Origin of the sequence: Burkholderia sp. Ac-20345 (assembly GCF_017104825.1) — a bacterium.
In the GTDB taxonomy this organism is placed as follows: Bacteria; Pseudomonadota; Gammaproteobacteria; order Burkholderiales; family Burkholderiaceae; genus Burkholderia; species Burkholderia lata_B.
Map to the genome: position 1 here is coordinate 1 of NZ_JAAGPO010000151.1, position 20541 is coordinate 20541.

At 66.9% G+C, this 20541-nt stretch carries 18 protein-coding genes; 15 read left to right on the plus strand and 3 right to left on the minus strand.

Going from position 1 to position 20541, the window contains the following annotated elements; genetic code table 11:
* The coding region (locus tag G3O06_RS34525) for an FUSC family protein (protein WP_205818887.1) at positions 1 to 1591 on the minus strand (1591 nt) is incomplete at its 3' end.
* Positions 1592 to 1736: 145 nt separating this feature from the next.
* Here G3O06_RS34525 and G3O06_RS34530 point away from each other — a divergent pair.
* The 7 genes from G3O06_RS34530 to G3O06_RS34560 all read left to right on the plus strand — a co-directional run bounded on the left by G3O06_RS34530 (position 1737) and on the right by G3O06_RS34560 (position 9430).
* Positions 1737 to 2639, plus strand: a complete 903-nt coding sequence (locus G3O06_RS34530; RefSeq protein ID WP_175047326.1) for a LysR family transcriptional regulator — start codon at positions 1737 to 1739, stop codon at positions 2637 to 2639.
* A gap of 415 nt (positions 2640 to 3054) precedes the next feature.
* Positions 3055 to 4614 carry a DHA2 family efflux MFS transporter permease subunit gene (locus G3O06_RS34535; RefSeq protein ID WP_174916525.1) on the plus strand — a complete coding sequence of 520 codons (1560 nt, stop codon included), beginning with the start codon at positions 3055 to 3057 and terminating at the stop codon, positions 4612 to 4614.
* Between the two features lie 175 nt (positions 4615 to 4789).
* On the plus strand, positions 4790 to 5119 hold the full coding sequence (locus tag G3O06_RS34540; RefSeq protein ID WP_174916526.1) for a hypothetical protein: 330 nt from the start codon (positions 4790 to 4792) through the stop codon (positions 5117 to 5119).
* A gap of 257 nt (positions 5120 to 5376) precedes the next feature.
* Entirely contained in the window at positions 5377 to 5712 is a 336-nt protein-coding gene (locus tag G3O06_RS34545; protein WP_174916594.1) for a sugar ABC transporter ATPase, read from the plus strand.
* A 136-nt stretch (positions 5713 to 5848) separates the two neighbouring features.
* On the plus strand, positions 5849 to 7438 hold the full coding sequence (locus G3O06_RS34550; RefSeq protein WP_205818888.1) for an ABC transporter substrate-binding protein: 1590 nt from the start codon (positions 5849 to 5851) through the stop codon (positions 7436 to 7438).
* A 170-nt stretch (positions 7439 to 7608) separates the two neighbouring features.
* Positions 7609 to 8151 carry a class I SAM-dependent methyltransferase gene (locus G3O06_RS34555; RefSeq protein WP_175005356.1) on the plus strand — a complete coding sequence of 181 codons (543 nt, stop codon included), beginning with the start codon at positions 7609 to 7611 and terminating at the stop codon, positions 8149 to 8151.
* Positions 8152 to 8176: 25 nt separating this feature from the next.
* Positions 8177 to 9430 carry a hypothetical protein gene (locus tag G3O06_RS34560; RefSeq protein WP_205818889.1) on the plus strand — a complete coding sequence of 418 codons (1254 nt, stop codon included), beginning with the start codon at positions 8177 to 8179 and terminating at the stop codon, positions 9428 to 9430.
* Between the two features lie 19 nt (positions 9431 to 9449).
* On the opposite strand, the gene G3O06_RS34565 is transcribed toward G3O06_RS34560, so the two are convergent.
* Positions 9450 to 10757 (minus strand): Nramp family divalent metal transporter, encoded by a 1308-nt coding sequence (locus G3O06_RS34565; protein ID WP_205818890.1) that lies wholly within the window; start codon positions 10755 to 10757, stop codon positions 9450 to 9452.
* 84 nt (positions 10758 to 10841) lie between these two features.
* A complete protein-coding gene (locus G3O06_RS34570; protein WP_174916531.1) occupies positions 10842 to 12098 on the minus strand; it encodes an oxalate decarboxylase family bicupin in 1257 nt (418 codons plus the stop codon).
* A 578-nt stretch (positions 12099 to 12676) separates the two neighbouring features.
* On the opposite strand from G3O06_RS34570, the gene G3O06_RS34575 reads away from it, so the two are divergent.
* The 8 genes from G3O06_RS34575 to G3O06_RS34610 all read left to right on the plus strand — a co-directional run bounded on the left by G3O06_RS34575 (position 12677) and on the right by G3O06_RS34610 (position 20522).
* Positions 12677 to 13558, plus strand: a complete 882-nt coding sequence (locus G3O06_RS34575) for a MurR/RpiR family transcriptional regulator (protein WP_205818891.1) — start codon at positions 12677 to 12679, stop codon at positions 13556 to 13558.
* A gap of 24 nt (positions 13559 to 13582) precedes the next feature.
* Positions 13583 to 14146, plus strand: coding sequence for a D-alanyl-D-alanine dipeptidase (ddpX, locus tag G3O06_RS34580; RefSeq protein WP_174968962.1), 564 nt, complete (start codon positions 13583 to 13585; stop codon positions 14144 to 14146).
* Between the two features lie 70 nt (positions 14147 to 14216).
* Positions 14217 to 15818: an ABC transporter substrate-binding protein gene (locus G3O06_RS34585; RefSeq protein WP_205818892.1), complete on the plus strand. Its 1602-nt coding sequence runs from the start codon at positions 14217 to 14219 to the stop codon at positions 15816 to 15818.
* 10 nt (positions 15819 to 15828) lie between these two features.
* Positions 15829 to 16899, plus strand: coding sequence for an ABC transporter permease (locus G3O06_RS34590; RefSeq protein ID WP_205818893.1), 1071 nt, complete (start codon positions 15829 to 15831; stop codon positions 16897 to 16899).
* Positions 16900 to 16965: 66 nt separating this feature from the next.
* Entirely contained in the window at positions 16966 to 17880 is a 915-nt protein-coding gene (nikC, locus tag G3O06_RS34595; RefSeq protein WP_174916538.1) for a nickel transporter permease, read from the plus strand.
* A gap of 1 nt (position 17881) precedes the next feature.
* Positions 17882 to 18796 (plus strand): ABC transporter ATP-binding protein, encoded by a 915-nt coding sequence (locus tag G3O06_RS34600; RefSeq protein WP_205818894.1) that lies wholly within the window; start codon positions 17882 to 17884, stop codon positions 18794 to 18796.
* Entirely contained in the window at positions 18793 to 19569 is a 777-nt protein-coding gene (locus G3O06_RS34605; RefSeq protein WP_174916540.1) for an ABC transporter ATP-binding protein, read from the plus strand. The genes G3O06_RS34600 and G3O06_RS34605 overlap by 4 nt, the downstream gene beginning before the upstream one ends.
* Before the next feature lie 401 nt (positions 19570 to 19970).
* Positions 19971 to 20522 carry a fimbrial protein gene (locus G3O06_RS34610; RefSeq protein ID WP_205818895.1) on the plus strand — a complete coding sequence of 184 codons (552 nt, stop codon included), beginning with the start codon at positions 19971 to 19973 and terminating at the stop codon, positions 20520 to 20522.
* Positions 20523 to 20541 lie beyond the last annotated feature (19 nt).

A 20541-nucleotide genomic window follows, 5' to 3' on the forward strand; every position in this document is an offset into this window, starting at 1 on the left:
TATGCAGGCGCCGCCGGCTCGTGCCGGGATCGCCGGGAAACACGAGCGCGAACACCAGCGCCCCGAACGCAATGCCAAGCAGCGTGGCGAGCGCCGAATTGAGAAACGCGGCGTCGCCGATGCGCGCCGTATTGTCCGGCGACGTGAAATTCCAGAAGAAGATCGAGAAGCCGCTGCCGATGCCGGCCGTACGCGGATTGCGCATTGCGATGCCCGTGCCGATCATGAACACGCCGAGGATATACGCGAGCATCTCGAAGCCCGACACCGCCGGCAGCAGCACGAAGTTGCAGAGCGCGCCCGCGACAGCCGCGCAGGCCGCCCCTTTCAGGAAGCCGACGGTGGCGCCCACCGAGTTCGGGCGCGTCGAGAACAGCGCGCAGACCACGCCCGTGATCGCGACGAACCCGGCGCCCGACGGCCATGCGGTGACGATCCAGAGCGCCGAGGCGACCAGCACCGCGATAAATGCGCGAATCCCGTTGTGCCACGCGAGCACCGGATCGTGGTGAAACGCATAGCGCACGCGTGACGTCGGCGGATTCGGCCGGTCCAGTTGCGCCTTGCCAGCATAGGCGGCGTCGAACCCGGCCAGCAGCGCCGCCAGCCGGTCGAGCGTGAGCAGGCGCGACGGGTTCGAGCCGGTCGGGTCCGCGGCCTCGGCGCGCACTGCATCGTCCACGCGCGCCCGCAATGCGGTCAACTCGGATCCCGCTTCGCCCGCCGCCGCCACGCCATCGAGCACCTGCGCGGCATCGGCGACCAGCGGGTCCGGCGTGCCGCCGCTGCGCGCCGCGTGCTCGTGCAGCGCCTGCCCGGCAGCCTGCGCGGACAGCACGCCCAGCACCGCCGTACGCAGATGGCCGATCGTGTTGCGCACCGGCGGAGCGCCAGCGGCAGCATATTCGGCCGCCGTGTCGAGTTCGAGCGCGTCCGCGAACAGCCGGTGCACGGCTGCGCCGTTCGCCTCGCGGCGCAGCGCGCCCGCGCCGACGGCCACCGCGCGGTCGAGATAGCGCGCAAGCCGCGTGCGGACGTCAGCCAGCGGCGAACCCGGCGCGAACACCGTCTCGAACGCCGCGCCGCACAGGATGCCGACCACCACGTACAGGAATCGCGCGGTCGCGATGTCGAATGCGTGCAGCGGCGCGGAAACGGCATCCATCGCAATGATCGCCGCCGTATAACCCGCAAGCACGGCCGCATATGCGCGGAAATTGCGCAGGAAGGTCGCGACACCCGCGCACAGGCCGATCCATGCGGCGAGCGCCGGCAGGAACAGCTCGGGCGTCTGCGCGAACGCACCGGTCAGCATGAGCGCGACGGCCGCGCCGATCGCGGTGCCGAGAATCCGGTACTGGCTCTTCGACAAACCCATCCCGCGACTGCCCTGCGCGACGATCCATACGGTCGACGCGGCCCATTTCGGGTCGTCGAGATTCATCCGGAAGGCGATGTAGAGCGCGAGGAGCGACGCGGCCGTGTTGCGCAACGCGAAGCCGAGGGCGCCGGGCGGCAGCGTGGGTCGGGCGTCGCGCAGCGCGGTGCGCACGGCCGCGAGCGGCGGGAGATGGGGCAAGGCGAATTTCATGCGGCGAGCATACGGGGGCGCGCCGCCGCCACTAAGAGGCGCGGACAGGATGCGTTATTGCGCCGGGCAGGATAATCGCCGCCGCACGAAGCGATTCGGCCGGCGCAGGTAAGATGCGCGCAGGTCGAACACTGAAGCACCCCGTATGGACTTCGAAAGCATCCGGATATTCCTGCGCGTGGTCGAGCGCGGCAACTTCACCGCCGCCGCCACGCACCTCGACATGCCGCTCAGCCGCGTGAGCCGCAAGATCAAGCAGCTCGAGGACGATCTCGGCGTCCAGCTGCTGTACCGCACCACGCGCCGCGTTTCCGTCACCGAGGCCGGGCGCGACTACTACGAGCGCTGCCTGCGCGCCGAGGACATCCTGCTCGACGCGGACCGCCAGGCCCGCGCGCTGCGCACGGCGCCGGAGGGCATGCTGCGCGTGCTGGTGCCCTACTCGATCGGCCTGTTCGAGCTGGAGCCGGCGCTCGCCGAGTTTCGCCGGCGCTACCCGCTCGTCCAGCTCGTGCTGATCTACGACAACAACCCGCTCGATCTCGTCGAGCACGGCTTCGACGTGGCGCTGCGCGCGGGCGTGCTGACCGACTCCAGCTACATCGCGCGCTCGCTCGGCTGGTCGCAGGCGAAGCTCGCCGCGAGCCCCGCCTATCTCGACCGCGCCGGCCGGCCCGCCACGCCGCAGGATCTCGCGCAGCACGACCTGCTGCTCGTCGGCCGCGACGCGCCCGGCCTGACGCTGCGGCTCACCAATGCGGCCGGCGAAGTGGCCGACGTACCGGTGCGGCCGGTGCTGATCACCAACGAATCGGTGACGGTGCTGCGCCAGGCCGCGAGTGGCGGCGGCATCGCGCTGGTCTCGACGCACTACACGGCCCGCCGGCTCGAACGGAACGAACTCGAAATCGTGCTGCCCGACTGGCACCGGACCGACGACGTCGAGCTGCACGTGCTGTATCCGCGGCGCGCGACCCTCGACAGCAAGGTGCGCGCGTTCGTCGAATTCCTCGCGGAAGTATTCGACGATTGGCGAACCGCACCATAACCGGCACGGTTCGCACACCGATTATTGCAGCAAGCGAAATCGATTAATGAGCCGGCCCGTGTTGATGGCGGCTCGCCACATCGTTAGCCTGTCGCGATGCAAAACCATTCCACACGCGACGGCAGCCGCCTGAGCGCTGCCCGCAGGCGCGTCACGCGCGTCCCGCCTTCCTGACCGGCCGCATCCCGCCTTGCGAAGCCCGCCACGGCTTCGTGCATCCGATCGAGCAGCACGTCGCACGCGTCGACCCCACGTAGCGGGCCGCGTCGCGCGCGCCGTGTGCCCCCTTCCATTCAGCAGCCGCGCCGTGCGTGCGTCGCTTTCGCGCGCGCGTGCGCGGCCGCGTGCGGCAGCGCGTGCCCGCCGCAACGGGCCGCATCCGTTCCGCACCTTACGCCCCTTACGCAGGAAGCCCATGTCCTCTCCGTCATCTTCAGCCCCGCTATCGGGCGGCCGTCTCGCGATCGGCACGATCGCGGTATCGCTCGCGATGTTCATGAACGTGCTCGACTCGTCGATCGCGAACGTCGCCATTCCGACGATCTCGGGCGACCTCGGCGTGTCGGTCGACGAAGGCACGTGGGTCATCACGATCTTCGCGGCCGCGAACGCGGTATCGATTCCGTTGACCGGCTGGCTCACGCAGCGCTTCGGCCAGGTGCGCCTGTTCGTCACGTCGATCCTGCTGTTCGTGTTCGCGTCGTGGCTGTGCGGGATCGCGCCGAACCTGCCGACGCTGCTCGCCGCGCGGATCCTGCAGGGCGCGGTCGCCGGGCCGCTCGCGCCGCTGTCGCAGGCGCTGCTGCTCGGCGCGTGGCCGCGGCAGAAATCGTCGAGCGCGCTGGCGCTGTGGTCGATGACGGCCCTCGTCGGCCCGATCGCGGGGCCGTCGCTCGGCGGCTGGATCACGTACGACTACAACTGGTCGTGGATCTTCTACATCAACATCCCGGTCGGCTTCTTCGCGGCCGCCGTCACGTGGATCGTGTTCCGCGACCGCGAATCGGCCACGAAACGCATGCCGATCGATACGGTCGGCCTGCTGCTGCTCGTGCTGTGGGTCGCATCGCTGCAGATCATGCTCGACAAGGGCAAGGATCTCGACTGGTTCAACTCCCCCGTGGTCGTCGCGCTCGGCATCGTCGCGCTGATCGGCTTCGCGTTCTTCCTCGTGTGGGAGCTTTACGAAGCCAACCCGATCGTCGACCTGCGCCTGTTCACGCAGCGCAATTTCGCGGGCGGCACGATCGCGATCTCGGTCGCGTACGGGATGTTCTTCGGCACGCTGGTGCTGCTGCCGCAGTGGATGCAGGGCTATCTCGGCTACCGCGCGGTCGATTCGGGGCTCGCCACCGCGCCGCTCGGGCTGTTCGCGATCCTGCTTACGCCGGTCATGGGGCGCCTGCTGCCGCGCACCGACCCGCGCTACATCGCGACGCTCGCGTTCGTCGGCTTCGCGGTCGTGTTCATGATGCGCACGACCTTCTACACCGACGTGTCGCGCTGGGATCTCGTGCTGCCGACGCTGCTGCAGGGCATCCCGATGGCGATGTTCTTCGTGCCGCTGACGTCGATCATCCTGTCCGGGCTGCCGCCGGAAAAGATCCCCGCCGCCGCCGGCCTGTCGAATTTCGGCCGCACGTTCTGCGGCGCGGTGGGCACGTCGCTGATCAGCAACGCGTGGAACGACCGCACGATCCTGCATCACGCGCGGCTCACCGAACAGGCGAGCGTCACCAACCCGACCTTCGCGCAGCACGTCGACACGACGCGTTCGCTGCTGCATTTGGGCCCCGATTCGGCGCTCGCGTTCTTCAACGCATCGGTCGATTCGCAGGCGGCCGTGATGGGGTTGAACGACATCTTCTACGTGTCGGCGATCATCTTCATCGCGATCATTCCGCTGATCTGGATCACGAAACCGGCGCGCTCGGGCGGCGGCGATGCCGATGCGGCGGCGGCCGGCGCGCATTGATCCGCATGCGCGACGGCCGGGCCCCGTGCGGCGCACGCCGGGGCCCGCGCCGCAACCCGCAGACGTAATAAAGACTTGCAATCGATACAGGCAGAAACGTCAACAGCTGGTGCCCCCTCCGCGTTTTTTGGACAAGCGCCCACGATTCGGACGCGCAACGACAGGAGAAAACACCATGCGAGCCCTTACCCGCCATCTCGCGATTGCCGCCACCCTGATGTCGGTGCTGACCGGCACCGCGTTCGCCGAGACGCCGTGGCAACAAGCGCATCCGCGCCGCGAAGAGGTCAACCAGCGCCTCGCAAACCAGAATCGCCGGATCCATCACGAAGTGAAGGAAGGCGAGATGTCGCACGCCCAGGCCGCGCGCCTGCATCGTGACGACCGCAAGATCCGCCAGGAAGAGCGGGACATGGCCGCGCAGGATCACGGCCACATCACGAAGAGCGAAAAGCACGTGCTGAACCAGCAGGAAAATGCGGTCAGCCACCAGATCGGCCAATAAGATCGACAACACCGGCAAGTGCCCATTCGCCGTCACCTGAAACGCCCGCTGCCGCCGCCCGGCAGCGGGTGCTTGTTGTGTATCGAATCGTTTCAACGCGCCAACGGCTTCAAATGCTGCGGGTATACTCCACCGTCAGCCGCCTGTCGCATCGTCGTCCGTCAAAAACGGCTCGATTTCGGGCGGTTTCGTCGCGAAGCTTCGCGATTCGCCTACCCCGCGCCCCAGCCTCGATACGAGACACCCGACGCCCCATCATGAAACGATTCCTGCTGCTCCTTCCCGCCGCCCTGCTCGCTGCCTGCGGTTCCGCTCCCTCGTCCGATTCGGCCGGCTCGTCCGGCGCAGCGCCGATGATCTACGTGTCGTCACAACGTCCGGCACATGCGATCGCCAACTGCCTCGACAGCCGCCTGTCGGGCACCGAGCAATCGCAGCACAACGGCGTGACCGACATCGCCGTCGGCTCGAACTCGTACTTCGTCACGCTGACGCCGTCGGGCAACGGTTCGGTCATCAAGGTCGTACGCGGCTCGGGCAACGAGCCGGCCGAGGAAGCGATGCGCTTCGCGATCGCGCGCTGCGCGATCTGATCCGAACCTGCCGATGCCGGGCGCCCGCCCGGCTCGCTGCCGCGCGCCGCCCCGCCGGCGCGCACGCCGAATGTTTTCATCCGGATGGCCGTCGATGAGAGAATCGCACCCACGATTCCCTTTCAACGGAGCCCGCATGAAGCACCTGCTGTCCCGCCTGTTCGTCAGCGCCGCGCTCGTCGCGCTTGTTCCGGCACTGCCGGCGCAAGCGGCCACGCCGCCCGGCATCTTCGTCGTCGCCACGCAACTCGGCGAATTCACGACCCTCGACCCGAGCGGGATTTACGAGCTGGTGCCGTCCGAATACGTCGCGAACACCTACGAACGTCTGGTGCGCGTCGACCTGAAGGACCCGACGCGCTTCGACGGGCAGATCGCGCAATCGTGGACGGTCGGCGCCGACGGCGTGACCTACACGTTCAAGCTGCGCCCCGGCCTCACGTTCCATTCCGGCAACCCGGTGACCGCCGACGACGTCGCGTGGTCGCTGCAGCGCACCATCCTGCTCGACAAGGGGCCGGCCGGCGTGCTCGCCGATCTCGGCCTCACGAAGGCGAACGTGATGCAGAAGGTGCGCGTGGTCGATCCGCAGACCGTCGTGCTCGAAACCGACCGCAAGTACGCGCCGAGCTTCGTGCTCAACGTGCTGAGCGCGTGCCCGGCATCGGTCTTCGACAAGAAGCTGCTGATGTCGCACCAGCAGGGCAACGATTTCGGCAGCGGCTGGCTCCGCACCAACGATGCGGGCTCGGGCCCGTACCAGCTCGTCAAGTGGACGCCGAACGAGAACATCGTGCTGCAGCGTTTCGACAAGTACCGCACGCCGTACCCGATGAAGCGCATCGTGCTGCGTCACGTGCCCGAAGCGTCCGCGCAACGGCTGCTGCTGGAGAACGGCGACGCCGACGCCGCGCGCAACCTGAGCCCCGACAGCCTCGCCGCGCTGACGAAGGCCGGCAAGATCAAGGTCGCGTCGTGGCCGGTGTCCGCGCTGCTGTACCTGAGCCTGAACACGAAGAACCCGAACCTCGCGAAACCCGAGGTGCAGCAGGCGATGAAATGGCTCGTCGACTATGACGGCATCCAGCGCAACATCGTCAGCACGACCTACAAGGTGCATCAGACCTTCCTGCCCGAAGGCTTCCTCGGCACGTCGAACGCGCGGCCGTACAAGCAGGACGTCGCGAAGGCGAAGGCGCTGCTCGCCAAGGCCGGCTTGCCGAACGGCTTCGACGTGACGATGGACATGCCGAACGACTATCCGTACCTCGAGATCGCGCAGGCGCTGCAGGCGAACTTCGCGCAGGGCGGCATCCGCGTGAAGCTGATTCCGGGCGATGCGAAGCAGGCGATCGGCAAGTATCGCGCGCGCCAGCACGACATCTTCGTCGGCGAATGGTCGCCCGACTACATGGACCCGAACAGCAATGCGCGCGGCTTCGCGTGGAATCCGGACAACTCCGACCAGTCGCCGACGAAGATGCTCGCGTGGCGCAACAGCTGGGACATTCCGCAACTGACGAAGGACACCGAGGCCGCGCTCGTCGAGCCGTCGCCCGCGAAGCGCGCGCAGCATTACGAAGCGCTGCAGAAGGCCGTGCTCGCGAACTCGCCGTTCATCATCATGTTCGAGAAGGTCGTGCAGGTCGCGACGCGCCCCGGCGTGACCGGGCCGGAAATCGGGCCGATCAACGATCTCGTGTCATACCGCACGCTCGCGAAGTAATCGCGGCTGCCCGCGCGGCCGGCCATGCCGGCGCGCGGGTAATCGCCGCTACCGTTGCGCCGGCGCTGTGCCGTGCGGCGGCCGGCGATCTACAATGGCCGGCACCGCGAGGGCCGGCTGGTCCCGGCGATGGCACCCACCACCGAATTCGCTTCGAGAAGGAAAACAGGATGCGCACGCTCCAACAACTGAGAATGGAATTCCTGCAGTACAAGATCGAACCGATCGGCTGGCTCGGCGACAGCCCTTCCCGCTTCGACTTTTATACGGAAACGGCGATCGGGTGCGACTCCATCCTCGAGCTCGGCGTGTTTACCGGGCTGACCACGACGGCCTTCATGCTCGCGCAACCGAAGCGCCTCGTGTCGGTCGACATCTCCGACGAGCACTTCCACATCCGGCGCGAACTGGAGCAGGCCGCGAAAGACCTGTCGGTCGACTTCGAATTCAGGATCGCCGACGATCTTGCAATGGAGCCGCTGGCATCCGACCTGCTGTTCATCGACACCACGCATACGTACGAGCAGACGCTCGCCGAACTGAACCGCTTCGGCCCGCTGGCACGCAAGAAGATCGTGCTGCACGACATGACCGCGGCCGGCGTGTACCAGGCGGTGTTCCAATGGCTGTGGGACAACAAGCAGTTTCATATTACGTATCACGACAGCCGCGGCTGCGGCGCGGTCGTCTGCGAGCGCCACGTCGGCTACTGAGCCGGGCACACACCGGGGAAAGAACATGCATTCGAGCGAGCACGCAGTCTGCGTGGCGATCAACGACAACAACCGCGCCTGGTATGAAATGCTCGTGCCGTTCCTGTTGTCGCTGCGGCACACCGGCTACGACGGCCGGATCGCGGTGATCGGCTACGGGCTCTCCGAACGCAAGCGGCAGATCCTCGCGAGCCAGTCGGTCGACGTGATCGAAGCGTCGGGCGAGTATGCGCTGCCGGTCGGCCGCTTCATCGAGGCCGCCGAGTATTGCGCACGCAACCCGCAGATCCGCAAGCTCGCGCTGTACGACGCCGACATCTGGTTCTGCGCGCCGGGGTTCGACCTGTTCTCGCAGATCGCCGACGACCGGATCCACGCCTGCCCCGACCCGCTGTTCTGCACGTTCGTCGTCACGCCGCTGATCGGCGAGCGGCGCGACCATCACTGGCGCCTCGTCGTCGACGAAGTCTCCGCACGCCACGGCGGCGCGTTGCAGGCCGGGCTCGTTGCCGGAACCGCCGACGCGTGGGCACGCTACGCCGGCCACCTGCGCGACTGCATCGCCCGCATCGGCACCGATTTCCAGGAATGCTTCGGGATCGATACGACGTTCCTGCACCTGTGGAGCGCACAGGGCGAAACGGCACTGCTCGATCCCGTCCAGAACTTCGTCAGCAAGTACGGCATTCACGAAGCGTTCGACGCGAGCAGCGGCACGACGACACTCCGGTATCACGACGAGCCGATCCGCGCGCTGCACATGACCGGCGATATCCGCTTCCTCGACCGGTGGCGCTACTACGCGAACCACGTCGACGCCGCGCTGCGCGACGGCGTGCCGTTCGCGCTGTCTGACGGCACGCCGTCCCGATCCGACGCAGTCGCCGCGCGCGTCGCAGCGACCGGCTACGTGCAATCGGCCGGGCTGACCGTTTCGTCCGCCGCGATCGAGGCAAGCGCGGGCGCCTACCTGCAGGCGATCGACGAACCGGGCGGCACGATGCTCGTCGGCAGCGGCAACCACGAAGTCGTGTTCACCGCGACCCGCGACATCGCGCGGCTGAACGTCTATGTCACGCATCCTTCCGGCTCGCCGTCGCCGCTGCTGTGCGAAGTGCTGGTCGACGGGCACGCGCAGCGCAAAGGCACCGAACTGATGGCGCATTTCTGGTATCAGGTCGCGGCCGGCGCCGTCATCACGCTGCGCTCGACGAGCCTCGGCGGCCAGCAGTGCAATGCGATCTGGCGGCTGCGCGAGGCGCCGGACATGCAGCAGTAGGCTGCCGGCCCGCTGCCGTTCAATTGAAGGCCGCCCACACCAGGTACGCATTCAACCCGACGATCACGACCGTCGCCGCCCCGGCGACGATCCGCAGCGGCAGCCGCATCGCGTAGGCGCCCATCACGTCCGCGCGCGCCGACAGCATCAGCAGCGCGATCATCGGCAGCGGCAGCACGAAGCTCAGCACGACCTGGCTCGCGACCATCGCACGCGTGACGTCGCAGCCGAGCGCGACCACCGCGAACGCGGGCGCAACCGTCACCGCACGCCGCACCCAGACCGGCATGCGGCGATGGATGAAGCCCTGCATCACGACCTGCCCGGCCATCGTGCCGACCACCGAACTCGACACGCCCGACGTCAGCAGCGCGACGAGAAACAGTGCGCCGGCCGCCGGCCCGAGCACAGGGATCAGCGTGTGATACGCGTCGCCGATGTCGGTCATGCCCGGCGCGCTCGCGTGAAACGCCGACGACGCCATCATCACCATCGCGAGATTCACGAACCCGGCCAGCCCGAGTGCGACGACGACCTCGCGGTTCGAGAAGCGCACGAGCCGCCGCCGCTGCGCGTCGTCATGCGGCGCGGTGCGATCCTGCGTGAGACCCGAATGCAGATACAGCGTGTGCGGCATGATCGTCGCACCGATGATCCCGACCGCGATCGTCAGCGCCGCGTGATCCGGAATCTGCGGGACGACCAGATGGAACGCGGCCGCTTGCCAGTCCTGCGGCGCGATCAGCAGTTCGCCGAGATAGCACGCGCCGATCACGCCGACCAGCGCCGCGATCGCGGCTTCCAGCGGCCGGAAGCCGCGCTTTTCGAGCGCGAGAATCGCGCAGGTGGCGAACGCCGTCGCGATCATCCCCGCGAACAGCGACAGGTGGCACAACAGCCCGAATGCGAGCGCGCCGCCGAGGAATTCGGCGAGGTCGGTCGCCATCGCGGCGATCTCGGACGCGATCCACATGCCCCACACGACCGGCGCGGGGAAGCGGTCGCGGCACAGCTCGGCAAGATTGCGGCCGGTCACGATGCCGAGCTTCGCGGACATCGCCTGGAACAGCATCGCGACCGCGTTCGCGGCCAGCACGACCCACAGCAGCCGGTAGCCGTACGCGGCGCCGGCCTGGATGTTGGTCGCGAAGTTGCCGGGATCCATATAGCCGATCGACGCAATCACGGCCGGGCCGACGAACGGCAATAGCGCGGCGACTCCGGTGCGGCGCCCTTCCAGCGCGGCGCGCGCCGCGCCGTCGGTGCACTCGGTGGACAGGCCCGGCAGCGCGAAGCCGCCGGCAGGTTTGCTCGTGACGGGAATCATGGTGAGGTTCCGTTCGAATGAGGAAGGCTTCCTGCAGTTCGGGCGTCGCGGCCGGCATGCCGCCTGCCGGCCGCTGCGGCGGCGTTACAGCGGCACGACGTCGGGACGGTTGCGCGGAAACTGCGCGATCACGTCCGGCGCGACGTTCAGGTGTGCTTCGACGAGCTTCGGCGGCGTATGCGCGAGCCAGTCGGACAGCGACACTTCCGCATAGCGGTCGGTCTTGAAGATCTCGAGGAACACCAGATCGGTGCTGCCGGTGTTCTGCACGTAGTGCCCGAGACTCTTCTTCACGTAGCCGACGTCGCCCGCGCGGAAGTCGGCCGTCTGCGCCTTCGGCCCCGTGTCGAACACCGTCATCCGTGCCTCGCCCTGCAGGTAGTACTGCCATTCGTCCGCGTTCGGGTGCCAGTGCAGCTCGCGCATGCCGCCCGGATGCACGGTGACGAGCGCCGCCGCGACGGTGGTCGACACGTTGAAGTTGGTGCTGTCCGCGATCCGCACTTCGCCGCCGCGGGTCTTCCTGACCGGCTTCATGTCACCGAGCGAAAAGATGAACGGATGCGGCGGCGCCCCGGCCGACGACGCCGACGCGCGCTGCGCCTCCGCGAGCGGGCCCGGTTCGTCGCCCTGGAAGATCCACAGGTTGTCGAGCGGAATGTTCTTGAACGTATCGGCCGGTACGCCGAAGTTGAGCGCAAGCACGTCGGGCGGCGTATGCGCGACCCAGTCGGTCAGCAACAGCGTGTTGAATTCGGACGCGCGGCCGTTATCGAACGCGAGCAGGAATTCGGCGCCGTCGGTGCCGAGGCCCTGCAGCGAATGCGGCAGGCCGGGCGGGAAATACCAGAGATCGCCGGTTTTCACGTCCTGTACCGACGGCCGTCCCAGCTCGTCGAGCACCGTGATCCGGCAGCGGCCGTCGAGCATGATGGCCCACTCGGCCTGCTGGTGCCAGTGCATCTCGCGAATGCCGCCGCGCGTGAGGCGCATGTTGACGCCGGAAATGGTTTCGGAAATCGCAAAATCGTCCTGCGTGACTTCACGCGCCCATCCGCCATTTTGAATGCGTTTATGCGCATTATTGAATGACGCCCAGAATAACGGCATGCCGTTGATATCGGTGGCCGGCGGATCCTGAAAGGACGGAAATTGATTTGCGATGGCCGGATTTTTGGGCCCCGGGTCAGTCAGGCTCTGGCGGTTGCGCGCATTCACCGCACCTTCCGGTGGGCGGTCCGGATTGCCGAACGAGGCGGCCTTGGCCGATACCGCGATACCCGCCGCGGCAATGGCGCCGGCCGTTCCCGCCAGCATCTTGCGTCGAGAAAGATTCGTCATGATGTCCTCTTCATGCCTGCAATTGAGCGAATTTTCATTACGGAACATTTGTCGCTTTTCTGATTATCGAAAATCGAACATCCCGTGACGCAAGTTAAATCCAATTTCCATTAAAACTTAAATGAATTATTAATCTGAATTAATGAGTTAATCTGATTCGCTTTAATTTTGTAATGATTGAGGCGCTGTGGGGTGCGGGACGCAGGTGGCCGATGCCGATGAGTCGGTCGGGTCAAGTGAAGATGGAAATGCAATCGGGCGCGGTCGTCATGTCAGCCATTCGATTTGGATAACTGATCGAATGGAGCGGAAACGGACTTGTGCCGAAACGTCGAACGTCATCCAACCGTGTCGGGTCGGGTACGACTCGCTCCCGCAGCATTTCGTCGAACCGGCGTAAGGCGAACATTGTGTCGAAAGCCTCCTGAGGCAAGCGACACGCCCCCTCCCCGCCGCCACCCACGCTTTCGACCCTATCACCTATCCTCACACCATAGTTTTTATCCGCTGGCGTGAATGATTTTGGCTTTGTTAGATGGATGACATTCGATCATCAGACGACAACGATCTAACAGCCGATGACCTGCGCGTTCGCCCGTACCGTCGAATCCCGCTATGCCGAGCTGACGCCGACGGCCAAGCGCATCGCGAGCTACATGCTCGCGAACCTCGAGCGGCTCGGGCTCGAGACGGCCGACCAGATCGCGCAGCAGGCCGGCACCAGCGGCATCTCGGTCGGGCGCTTCCTGCGCAGCGTCGGCTACCGCAACCTCGACGACCTGAAGCGCGAATTGCGCGGCGGCGCCGATCGCCCGTGGATGATCACCGACCGGCTCGACGAATACCGCCGCGTCGCGGGCACGCAACCGGCCGAACCCGACGGCAACGGCTACGACAGCCCGCTCGTGTCGTCACTCGAGCGCGAGCTCGATGCGATCCGCCACGTGTACCGGCTCGCCGAAGGCCCGGTGTTCGCGCAGGTGGCCGACCGGATCGCCCATGCGGATGCGGTGTTCATCCTCGGCATCCAGTCGACGCGCGGGATCAGCAACGCATTCAGCAGCTACCTCGAATACCTGCGCCCGCGCGTGTTCTATTCGGACGGCCAGTCGGGCTCGTACGTCGACTCGCTGAACTCCGAATTCGAGCGGCCGTACTGCATCGTCACCGATACGCGCGCGTATTCGCGCGGCGCGCGCCGCTATTGCCAGGCGGCCGCCGAGCGCGGGCAGCCATTCGCGCTGGTCACCGACCTCTCTTGCCCGTGGGCGCGCGACTGGCCGGCCGACCTGCTGCAGGTGAAGACCGACGTCGGCCAGTTCTGGGATTCGCTCGCGCCGCTCACCTGCCTGTTCAACCTGCTGATCACGGCCGTGGTCGACCGCCTCGGCCCCGCGATCGACCGGCGCGTCGCGCGCAACCGCGAGCTGCAGCACACGTTCGATCAATTCGAATCCTGAATGCGAGTGCCTTCCGAACCGCCGATGAACGCTCACCGCCTCGTTGAAATCACGCCCGCCACGCATCGCGTCGACATCGATCTCGTCTACGCGACCGATCGCAACCTCACTGGCAAGCCGATCTACCGCCGCGCGCACTGCCTGCTGCTGGAGCCGGCCGAAGCCGCGCTGCGCCGCGCGGTGGACGTCGCGGCCCAAGCCGGCTTCACGCTGCGCATCTATGACGCGTACCGGCCGCCGCAAGCGCAGCAGGTGCTGTGGGATTTCCTGCCCGATCCGAACTTCATCGCCGACCTCGGCCGCGGCTCGAATCACAGCCGCGGCACCGCGCTCGACCTGACGCTCGTCGGCGCGGACGGCGAGCCGCTCGACATGGGCACCGGTTTCGACGAGATGGTCGCCGCGTCGGGCCACTTCCACGCAGGGCTGCCCGCAGCCGTGCAGCGCAACCGCCTGCTGCTGCTCGGCGTGATGCATGCGGCCGGCTTCGTGCACATCGACAGCGAATGGTGGCACTACGAATTGCCGGACTCGCGCGCGCTGCCGCAGATCGACAATGCCGACAGCGGCCCGTGGTACCTGATGTGACGGCCATACGCATTCTGTTCACCGTTCACGTTCGACGACTTCAACGATCCCAACGACAGATGGAGCGCACATGAAATTGCTGACATCCCGGCTCGTCGCGGCGCTGGCCGCCGCGTCCGTACTCGCCGCCGTTCCGCTTTCCGCCGCGCGCGCGGAAACGCCGAAGGACATGTTCGTGATGGCCACGCTGCTCGACGAATTCACGACGCTGGACCCGGGCGAGATCTACGAGCTTGTGCCGGAGGAATACGTCGCGAACACGTACGACCGGCTCGTGCGCGTCGACCTGCGCGATCCGTCGAAATTCAACGGCGACGTCGCGCAGTCGTGGACGGTGAGCACCGACGGGCTGACCTATACGTTCAAGCTGCGCCCCGGCATCAAGTTCCACTCGGGCAACCCGCTGACGGCCGACGATGTCGCGTGGTCGATCCAGCGCGCGGTGCTGCTCGACAAGGGCCCGGCCGCCGTGCTGACCGGCATCGGGCTCACGAAGGCGAACGTCGTCGCCAACGTGAAGAAGCTCGACGACCTGACAGTGTCGGTCACGACCGACCAGAAGTACGCACCGACCTTCGTGCTGAACGTGCTCGGCTCGTGGCCCGCGTCGGTGGTCGACAAGAGGCTGCTGCTGTCGCACCAGCAGGGCAACGACTTCGGCAACGCATGGCTGAAGACCAACGAGGCCGGCTCCGGCGGCTACAAGCTCGTGAAGTGGACGGCCGGCGACAGCGTCGTGCTGCAACGTTTCGACGGCTACCGGCTGCCGCTCGCGATGAAGCGCATCGTGCTGCGCCACGTGCCCGAAGCCGCGAGCCAGCGCCTGCTGCTGGAAAACGGCGATGTCGATGCGGCGCGCGACCTGAGCCCCGACGATCTGGCGTCGGTCGTGAAGTCCGGCAAGGCGAAGGTGTCGGCCTCGCCGCAGGCGACGCTGCTGTATCTCGGCCTGAACACGAAGAACCCGACGCTCGCGAAACCCGACGTGCAGGAAGCGTTGAAGTGGCTCGTCGACTATGCGGGCATCCAGGGCAACGTGGTGAAGACGACCTACAAGGTGCACCAGACCTTCCTGCCCGAAGGCTTCCTCGGCACGCTGAACACGAACCCGTACAAGCTTGATGTCGCGAAGGCGAAGGCACTGCTCGCGAAGGCCGGTGTGCCGAACGGCTTCTCGGTGACGATGGACGTGCGCAACGACTATCCGTACACCGAAATCGCGCAGGCCGTGCAGGCGAACTTCGCGCAAGCGGGCATCAAGGTGCAGCTGATCCCCGGCGACAACAAGCAGACGCTCTCGAAATACCGCGCGCGCCAGCACGACATCTACATCGGCGAATGGTCGGCCGACTACATCGATCCGCACAGCAACGCGCAGGGTTTTGCGTGGAATCCGGACAACTCCGACAAGTCGAGCTATAAAATGCTGGCCTGGCGCAACAGCTGGGACATCCCGCAACTGACGAAGGAAACCGACACCGCGCTCGCCGAACCGACCGCCGCGAAACGCGCGCAACGGTACCAGGCGATGCAGAAGGAGATGCTCGCGCGCTCGCCGTTCGTGATCATGTTCGAGAAAGTCGCGCAGGTCGCGACGCGGCCCGGCGCGAGCGGGCTCGAAGTCGGACCGATCAACGATCTCGTGTCGTACCGCAACCTGAAGAAGCAATAAGATCCGCCGCATGTCGACACCCGCCTCCTCCCTCGAAGCACTGCGCACGCTGCCCGCGCGGCGCCCGGCCGTACGCTGGGCACTGCGCGTGCTGCGCTGGGCGCTCACGCTCGCCGTCACGTTCGCGGGGCTGCTCGCGCTGACGTTCGTGATCGGCCGCAAGGTGCCGATCGATCCCGTGCTCGCGATCCTCGGCGATCGCGCGTCGGCCGAGGCCTACGCGGCCGAACGCATCGCGCTCGGGCTCGACAAGCCGCTCGTCGCGCAATTCCTGATCTATGCGCGCGACGTGCTGCACGGCAACCTCGGCATGTCGCTGCTGACCGCGAACCCCGTGCTCGACGACATCAAGCGCGTCTTCCCGGCCACCCTCGAACTGGCGACGATCGCGACGCTGATCGGTATCGCGATCGGCGTGCCGCTCGGCGTCGCGGCCGCCGTGAAGCACAACCGGCCGATCGACCACATCGCGCGCTTCGTCGGGCTGATCGGCAATTCGGTGCCGGTGTTCTGGCTCGGGCTGATGGGGCTGCTGCTGTTCTACGCGCGGCTGCACTGGGTCGGCGGGCCCGGCCGGCTCGATCCCGTGTACGACGGGATGGTCGAGCCACGCACGGGCAGCCTGCTGATCGACGCGGCGCTCGCGGGCGAGTGGGACGTGTTCCGCAACGCGGTGTCGCACATCGCGCTGCCGGCCGCAATCCTCGGCTACTACTCCGTCGCATACCTGAGCCGGATGACGCGCTCGTTCATGCTCGACCAGTTGAGCCAGGAATACATCGTCACCGCACGCGCGAAGGGGTTGTCGGAACGGCGCGTGATCTGGCGGCACGCGTTCGGCAACATCATGGTGCCGCTGCTCACCGTAATCGCGCTCACGTACAGCAACCTGCTCGAAGGCTCGGTGCTGACCGAGATCGTGTTCGCGTGGCCGGGGCTCGGCTCGTACCTGACCGGCGCGCTGCTGAACGCCGACATGAACGCGGTGCTCGGCGCGACGCTCGTGATCGGCGCGATGTTCATCACCGTCAACCTGCTGACCGACGCGCTGTACCGCGTGTTCGATCCGCGTGCGCGCTGAGGGCCGCATCGACATGACCGCTTCCATCCCGCTTCTTTCATCGCCCATGCCGAAGGTCCTCCGATCATGAACGCCGAGCGCCTCACGCTGCGCGCGTGGCTGCTGTCCGACGCGCCCGCGTCGCGCTCGCAGGCCGCACTCGGCCTCGCGTACCGACGCTGGCGTCGTTTCGCCACGAATCCGCTCAACCTGTTCGGGCTCGCGATTCTCGTCGCACTGATCGTCGTCGCGATCGTCGGCCCGCTGATCATGCCGCACGATCCGCTGCGCCAGGTGCTGTCCGACCGGCTGCTGCCGCCCGGCTCGCCGTCGCACTGGCTCGGCACCGACCAGCTCGGCCGCGACATCCTTTCGCGGCTGATCGCCGGTTCGCGCCTCACGCTCGGCATCGCCATCCTCGTTGTCGTGATCGTCGTGCCGATCGGCCTGCTGATCGGCACGACGGCCGGCTACTGCGGCGGCTTCGTCGACAGCGTGCTGATGCGCATCACCGACATCGCGCTCGCGTTCCCGAAGATCGTGCTCGCACTCGCGTTCGCGGCCGCGCTCGGGCCCGGCGTGATCAACGCGGTCGTCGCGATCTCGATCACCGCGTGGCCCGCATATGCGCGGCTCGCGCGTGCGGAGACGATCCGCATCGCGCAGGCCGACTTCATCCATGCCGCACGCCTGCAGGGGGCGTCGGGCCCGCGCATCCTGCTGCGCTACATCGTGCCGCTTTGCATGTCGTCGGTGATCGTGCGCGCGACGCTCGACATGGCCGGCATCATCCTGACCGTCGCGGGCCTCGGCTTCCTCGGCCTCGGCGCGCAGCCGCCGAGCCCCGAATGGGGCTTCATGGTCGCGTCCGGCCGCAACGTGCTGCTCGACGCGTGGTGGGTCGCGACGCTGCCCGGCTGCGCGATCCTGCTCGTGAGCCTCGCGTTCAACCTGCTCGGCGACGGGCTGCGCGACGTCTTCGATCCCCGCCATGGAGCGTGACATGCCGACGAATCCCGCCCCCTCGCCCGCGCCGCTCTGCGAGATCGACGGCCTGAAGATCGGCTTTCGCGGCCATGACGGCACCGTCACCGACGCCGTGCGCGACCTGTCGCTGACGCTCGCCCCCGGCGAACGGCTCGGCATCGTCGGCGAATCGGGCTCCGGCAAATCGCTGACCGGCCGCGCGCTGCTCGGCCTGCTGCCCGACGCCGCGCACTGGTCGGCACGCACGATGCGCTTCGCGGGCCACGACCTGCTCGCGATGTCGCCGGGCGAACGCCGGCGGCTGTGCGGCAGCCAGATGGGCATGATCCTGCAGGATCCGAAGTACTCGCTGAACCCGGTGATGACGGTCGCGAAGCAGATGGGCGAAGCGTTCCGGCTGCACGAGCCGGGCCTGCGCGGCCGCGCGCTGCGCGAGCGGATCGTCGACGCGCTCGCGGCCGTGCAGATCCGCGACCCGGCGCGCGTCGCCGATGCGTATCCGCACGAGCTGTCGGGCGGCATGGGCCAGCGCGTGATGATCGCGATGATGGTGTCGACCGGCCCGCGCCTGCTGATCGCCGACGAGCCGACCTCCGCACTCGACGTCGCCGTGTCGATGCCGGTGCTCGCGGTGCTCGACGCAATGATCGCGCGGCACGACACGGGCCTGATGTTCATTAGCCACGACCTGCCGCTCGTGATGTCGTTCTGCGATCGCGTCGCGGTGATGTACGCGGGCCGCGTGGTCGAAACCTGCGCCGCGCGCGACCTGCGCGACGCATCCCATCCCTATACGCGCGGGCTGCTCGCGGCGAACCCGCCGCTCGCAAACCCGCCGGACGAACTGCCCGTGCTGCGGCGCGATCCGGCGTGGCTCGAGCCCGCGTCGCATGCCGGCTCGCCCGCCGATCGACAGGAGGCCGCACGATGATCGACGTCGATCACGCATCGATCCGTTTCCCGACCCGCACGGGTCACGTCGACGCCGTGCGCGACGCGAGCTTCGCGGTGCGCGACGGCGAGGTGTTCGGGCTCGTCGGCGAATCGGGTTCCGGCAAGTCGACGCTGCTGCGTGCGCTGACGGGCCTCGTGCCGCTCGCATCCGGCAGCCTGTCGATCGACGGCCGGCCGGTGGGCGGCACGCCCGATCGCGCCTTTCGCCGTCACGTGCAGATGGTGTTCCAGGATCCGTATGCGTCGCTGCATCCGCGCTTCACGGTCGACCAGACGCTGCGCGAGCCGCTGTCGATCCACCGCATCGGCGACACCGATGCGCGCATCGCCCGCGCGCTGTCCGAGGTCGGACTCGGCCCCGCGTTCCGGTTCCGCTATCCGCACCAGTTGTCGGGCGGCCAGCGGCAGCGCGTCGCGATCGCGCGTGCATTGATCGTCGAGCCGCGCGTGCTGCTGCTCGACGAACCGACATCCGCGCTCGACGTGTCGGTGCAGGCCGAGATCCTGAACCTGCTGCGCCGCCTGCATCGCGAACGCAAGCTGACGATGATCCTCGTGAGCCATAACCTCGCAGTGGTCGGCTTCCTGTGCCAGCGCGTCGCGGTGATGCAGCAGGGCGAGATCGTCGAGCAACTGCGGATCGAGGACGTGCGCGCCGGGCAGGTGGCGCGCGATTACACCCGCACGTTGCTGAACGCGACCGAAGGCTACCGCCGCCTGGACCCGGCGATCGACGCGCCGGCGGCCTGACGCGCCGCACTCGGCGAAAGTACGCCTCTGCGCGCGCGTCGCATGACATGACCCGAACGCGACGCGATATACCGGCCGGCGTCATGCTCCGTCGGCCGGTTGCTCCAATTCCACTCCGCTTCGAATAGCGCGACCGCCAACATCGGCCCGTCGAACGATTTCCGGTATCGGCATGCTCGCCCACGCGAGCCCCTCCTGCCGCTCCCCACGTCCCTCCGCCCGACCGCCGACTTCGGCGAAAAATAAATTAGTACGTGTCCTAGAAAAATTCCCTATCCATTAGTACCAGTCAAATTACAAAAACCTTACACAGATCGCATAATTTCATCCGAAACGCGCCATTCTGAGATTTAAATTCAACTCGCGCTTTCGAAAACCGAAGTTTATTTGGAGATTTAAATATGCGACTCATCAAGCGCAGCGCAATCCCGTTCCTGCTCGTCGCCGCCGGCGCGGCCTTTTCGTCCGCGGCCCACGCCGCGGACGGCACCGTCAACTTCCGCGGCAACGTCATCGCATCGACGTGCAGCATCGACGGCGGATCGGATCTCACCGTCCCGCTGCCGCCGGTCAGCACCAGTTCGCTCGCCGATGTCGGCTCCGTCGCCGGCCGCAGCGGGTTCTCGCTTGCGCTGACCGGCTGCACGGTCGGAGACAACAACCCGGTGAAGGTCGGCGTCGTGTTCGAGAACGGCTCGAACGTCGATCAATCGAGCGGCCGACTGACGATCGATTCGGGCGCCAAGGCCGCCGAGGGCGTCCAGATCAACGTGCTGGATTCGCAGCAGAACCACATCCCCATCGGCGCGCAAACCGGCGCAAGCACCCAGTTGGTCGATATCGATGCCGACGGCAAGGCGAAGCTGAACTACTTCGCCGAGTACTACGCCTCGGGTGCCGTGAAGGCCGGCGACGTCGCTTCGCGTGTCGAGTACTCGCTCATCTATCAGTAAGGACACGCGTGTGGAGATC

Coding starts and splice junctions, on each gene's coding strand:
- G3O06_RS34530 (WP_175047326.1), top strand. CDS start 1,737: ATGGACTTCGAAAGCATCCGGATATTCCTGCGCGTGGTCGAGCGCGGC.
- G3O06_RS34535 (WP_174916525.1), top strand. CDS start 3,055: ATGTCCTCTCCGTCATCTTCAGCCCCGCTATCGGGCGGCCGTCTCGCG.
- G3O06_RS34540 (WP_174916526.1), top strand. CDS start 4,790: ATGCGAGCCCTTACCCGCCATCTCGCGATTGCCGCCACCCTGATGTCG.
- G3O06_RS34545 (WP_174916594.1), top strand. CDS start 5,377: ATGAAACGATTCCTGCTGCTCCTTCCCGCCGCCCTGCTCGCTGCCTGC.
- G3O06_RS34550 (WP_205818888.1), top strand. CDS start 5,849: ATGAAGCACCTGCTGTCCCGCCTGTTCGTCAGCGCCGCGCTCGTCGCG.
- G3O06_RS34555 (WP_175005356.1), top strand. CDS start 7,609: ATGCGCACGCTCCAACAACTGAGAATGGAATTCCTGCAGTACAAGATC.
- G3O06_RS34560 (WP_205818889.1), top strand. CDS start 8,177: ATGCATTCGAGCGAGCACGCAGTCTGCGTGGCGATCAACGACAACAAC.
- G3O06_RS34565 (WP_205818890.1), bottom strand. CDS start 10,757: ATGATTCCCGTCACGAGCAAACCTGCCGGCGGCTTCGCGCTGCCGGGC.
- G3O06_RS34570 (WP_174916531.1), bottom strand. CDS start 12,098: ATGACGAATCTTTCTCGACGCAAGATGCTGGCGGGAACGGCCGGCGCC.
- G3O06_RS34575 (WP_205818891.1), top strand. CDS start 12,677: ATGACCTGCGCGTTCGCCCGTACCGTCGAATCCCGCTATGCCGAGCTG.
- ddpX (WP_174968962.1), top strand. CDS start 13,583: ATGAACGCTCACCGCCTCGTTGAAATCACGCCCGCCACGCATCGCGTC.
- G3O06_RS34585 (WP_205818892.1), top strand. CDS start 14,217: ATGAAATTGCTGACATCCCGGCTCGTCGCGGCGCTGGCCGCCGCGTCC.
- G3O06_RS34590 (WP_205818893.1), top strand. CDS start 15,829: ATGTCGACACCCGCCTCCTCCCTCGAAGCACTGCGCACGCTGCCCGCG.
- nikC (WP_174916538.1), top strand. CDS start 16,966: ATGAACGCCGAGCGCCTCACGCTGCGCGCGTGGCTGCTGTCCGACGCG.
- G3O06_RS34600 (WP_205818894.1), top strand. CDS start 17,882: ATGCCGACGAATCCCGCCCCCTCGCCCGCGCCGCTCTGCGAGATCGAC.
- G3O06_RS34605 (WP_174916540.1), top strand. CDS start 18,793: ATGATCGACGTCGATCACGCATCGATCCGTTTCCCGACCCGCACGGGT.
- G3O06_RS34610 (WP_205818895.1), top strand. CDS start 19,971: ATGCGACTCATCAAGCGCAGCGCAATCCCGTTCCTGCTCGTCGCCGCC.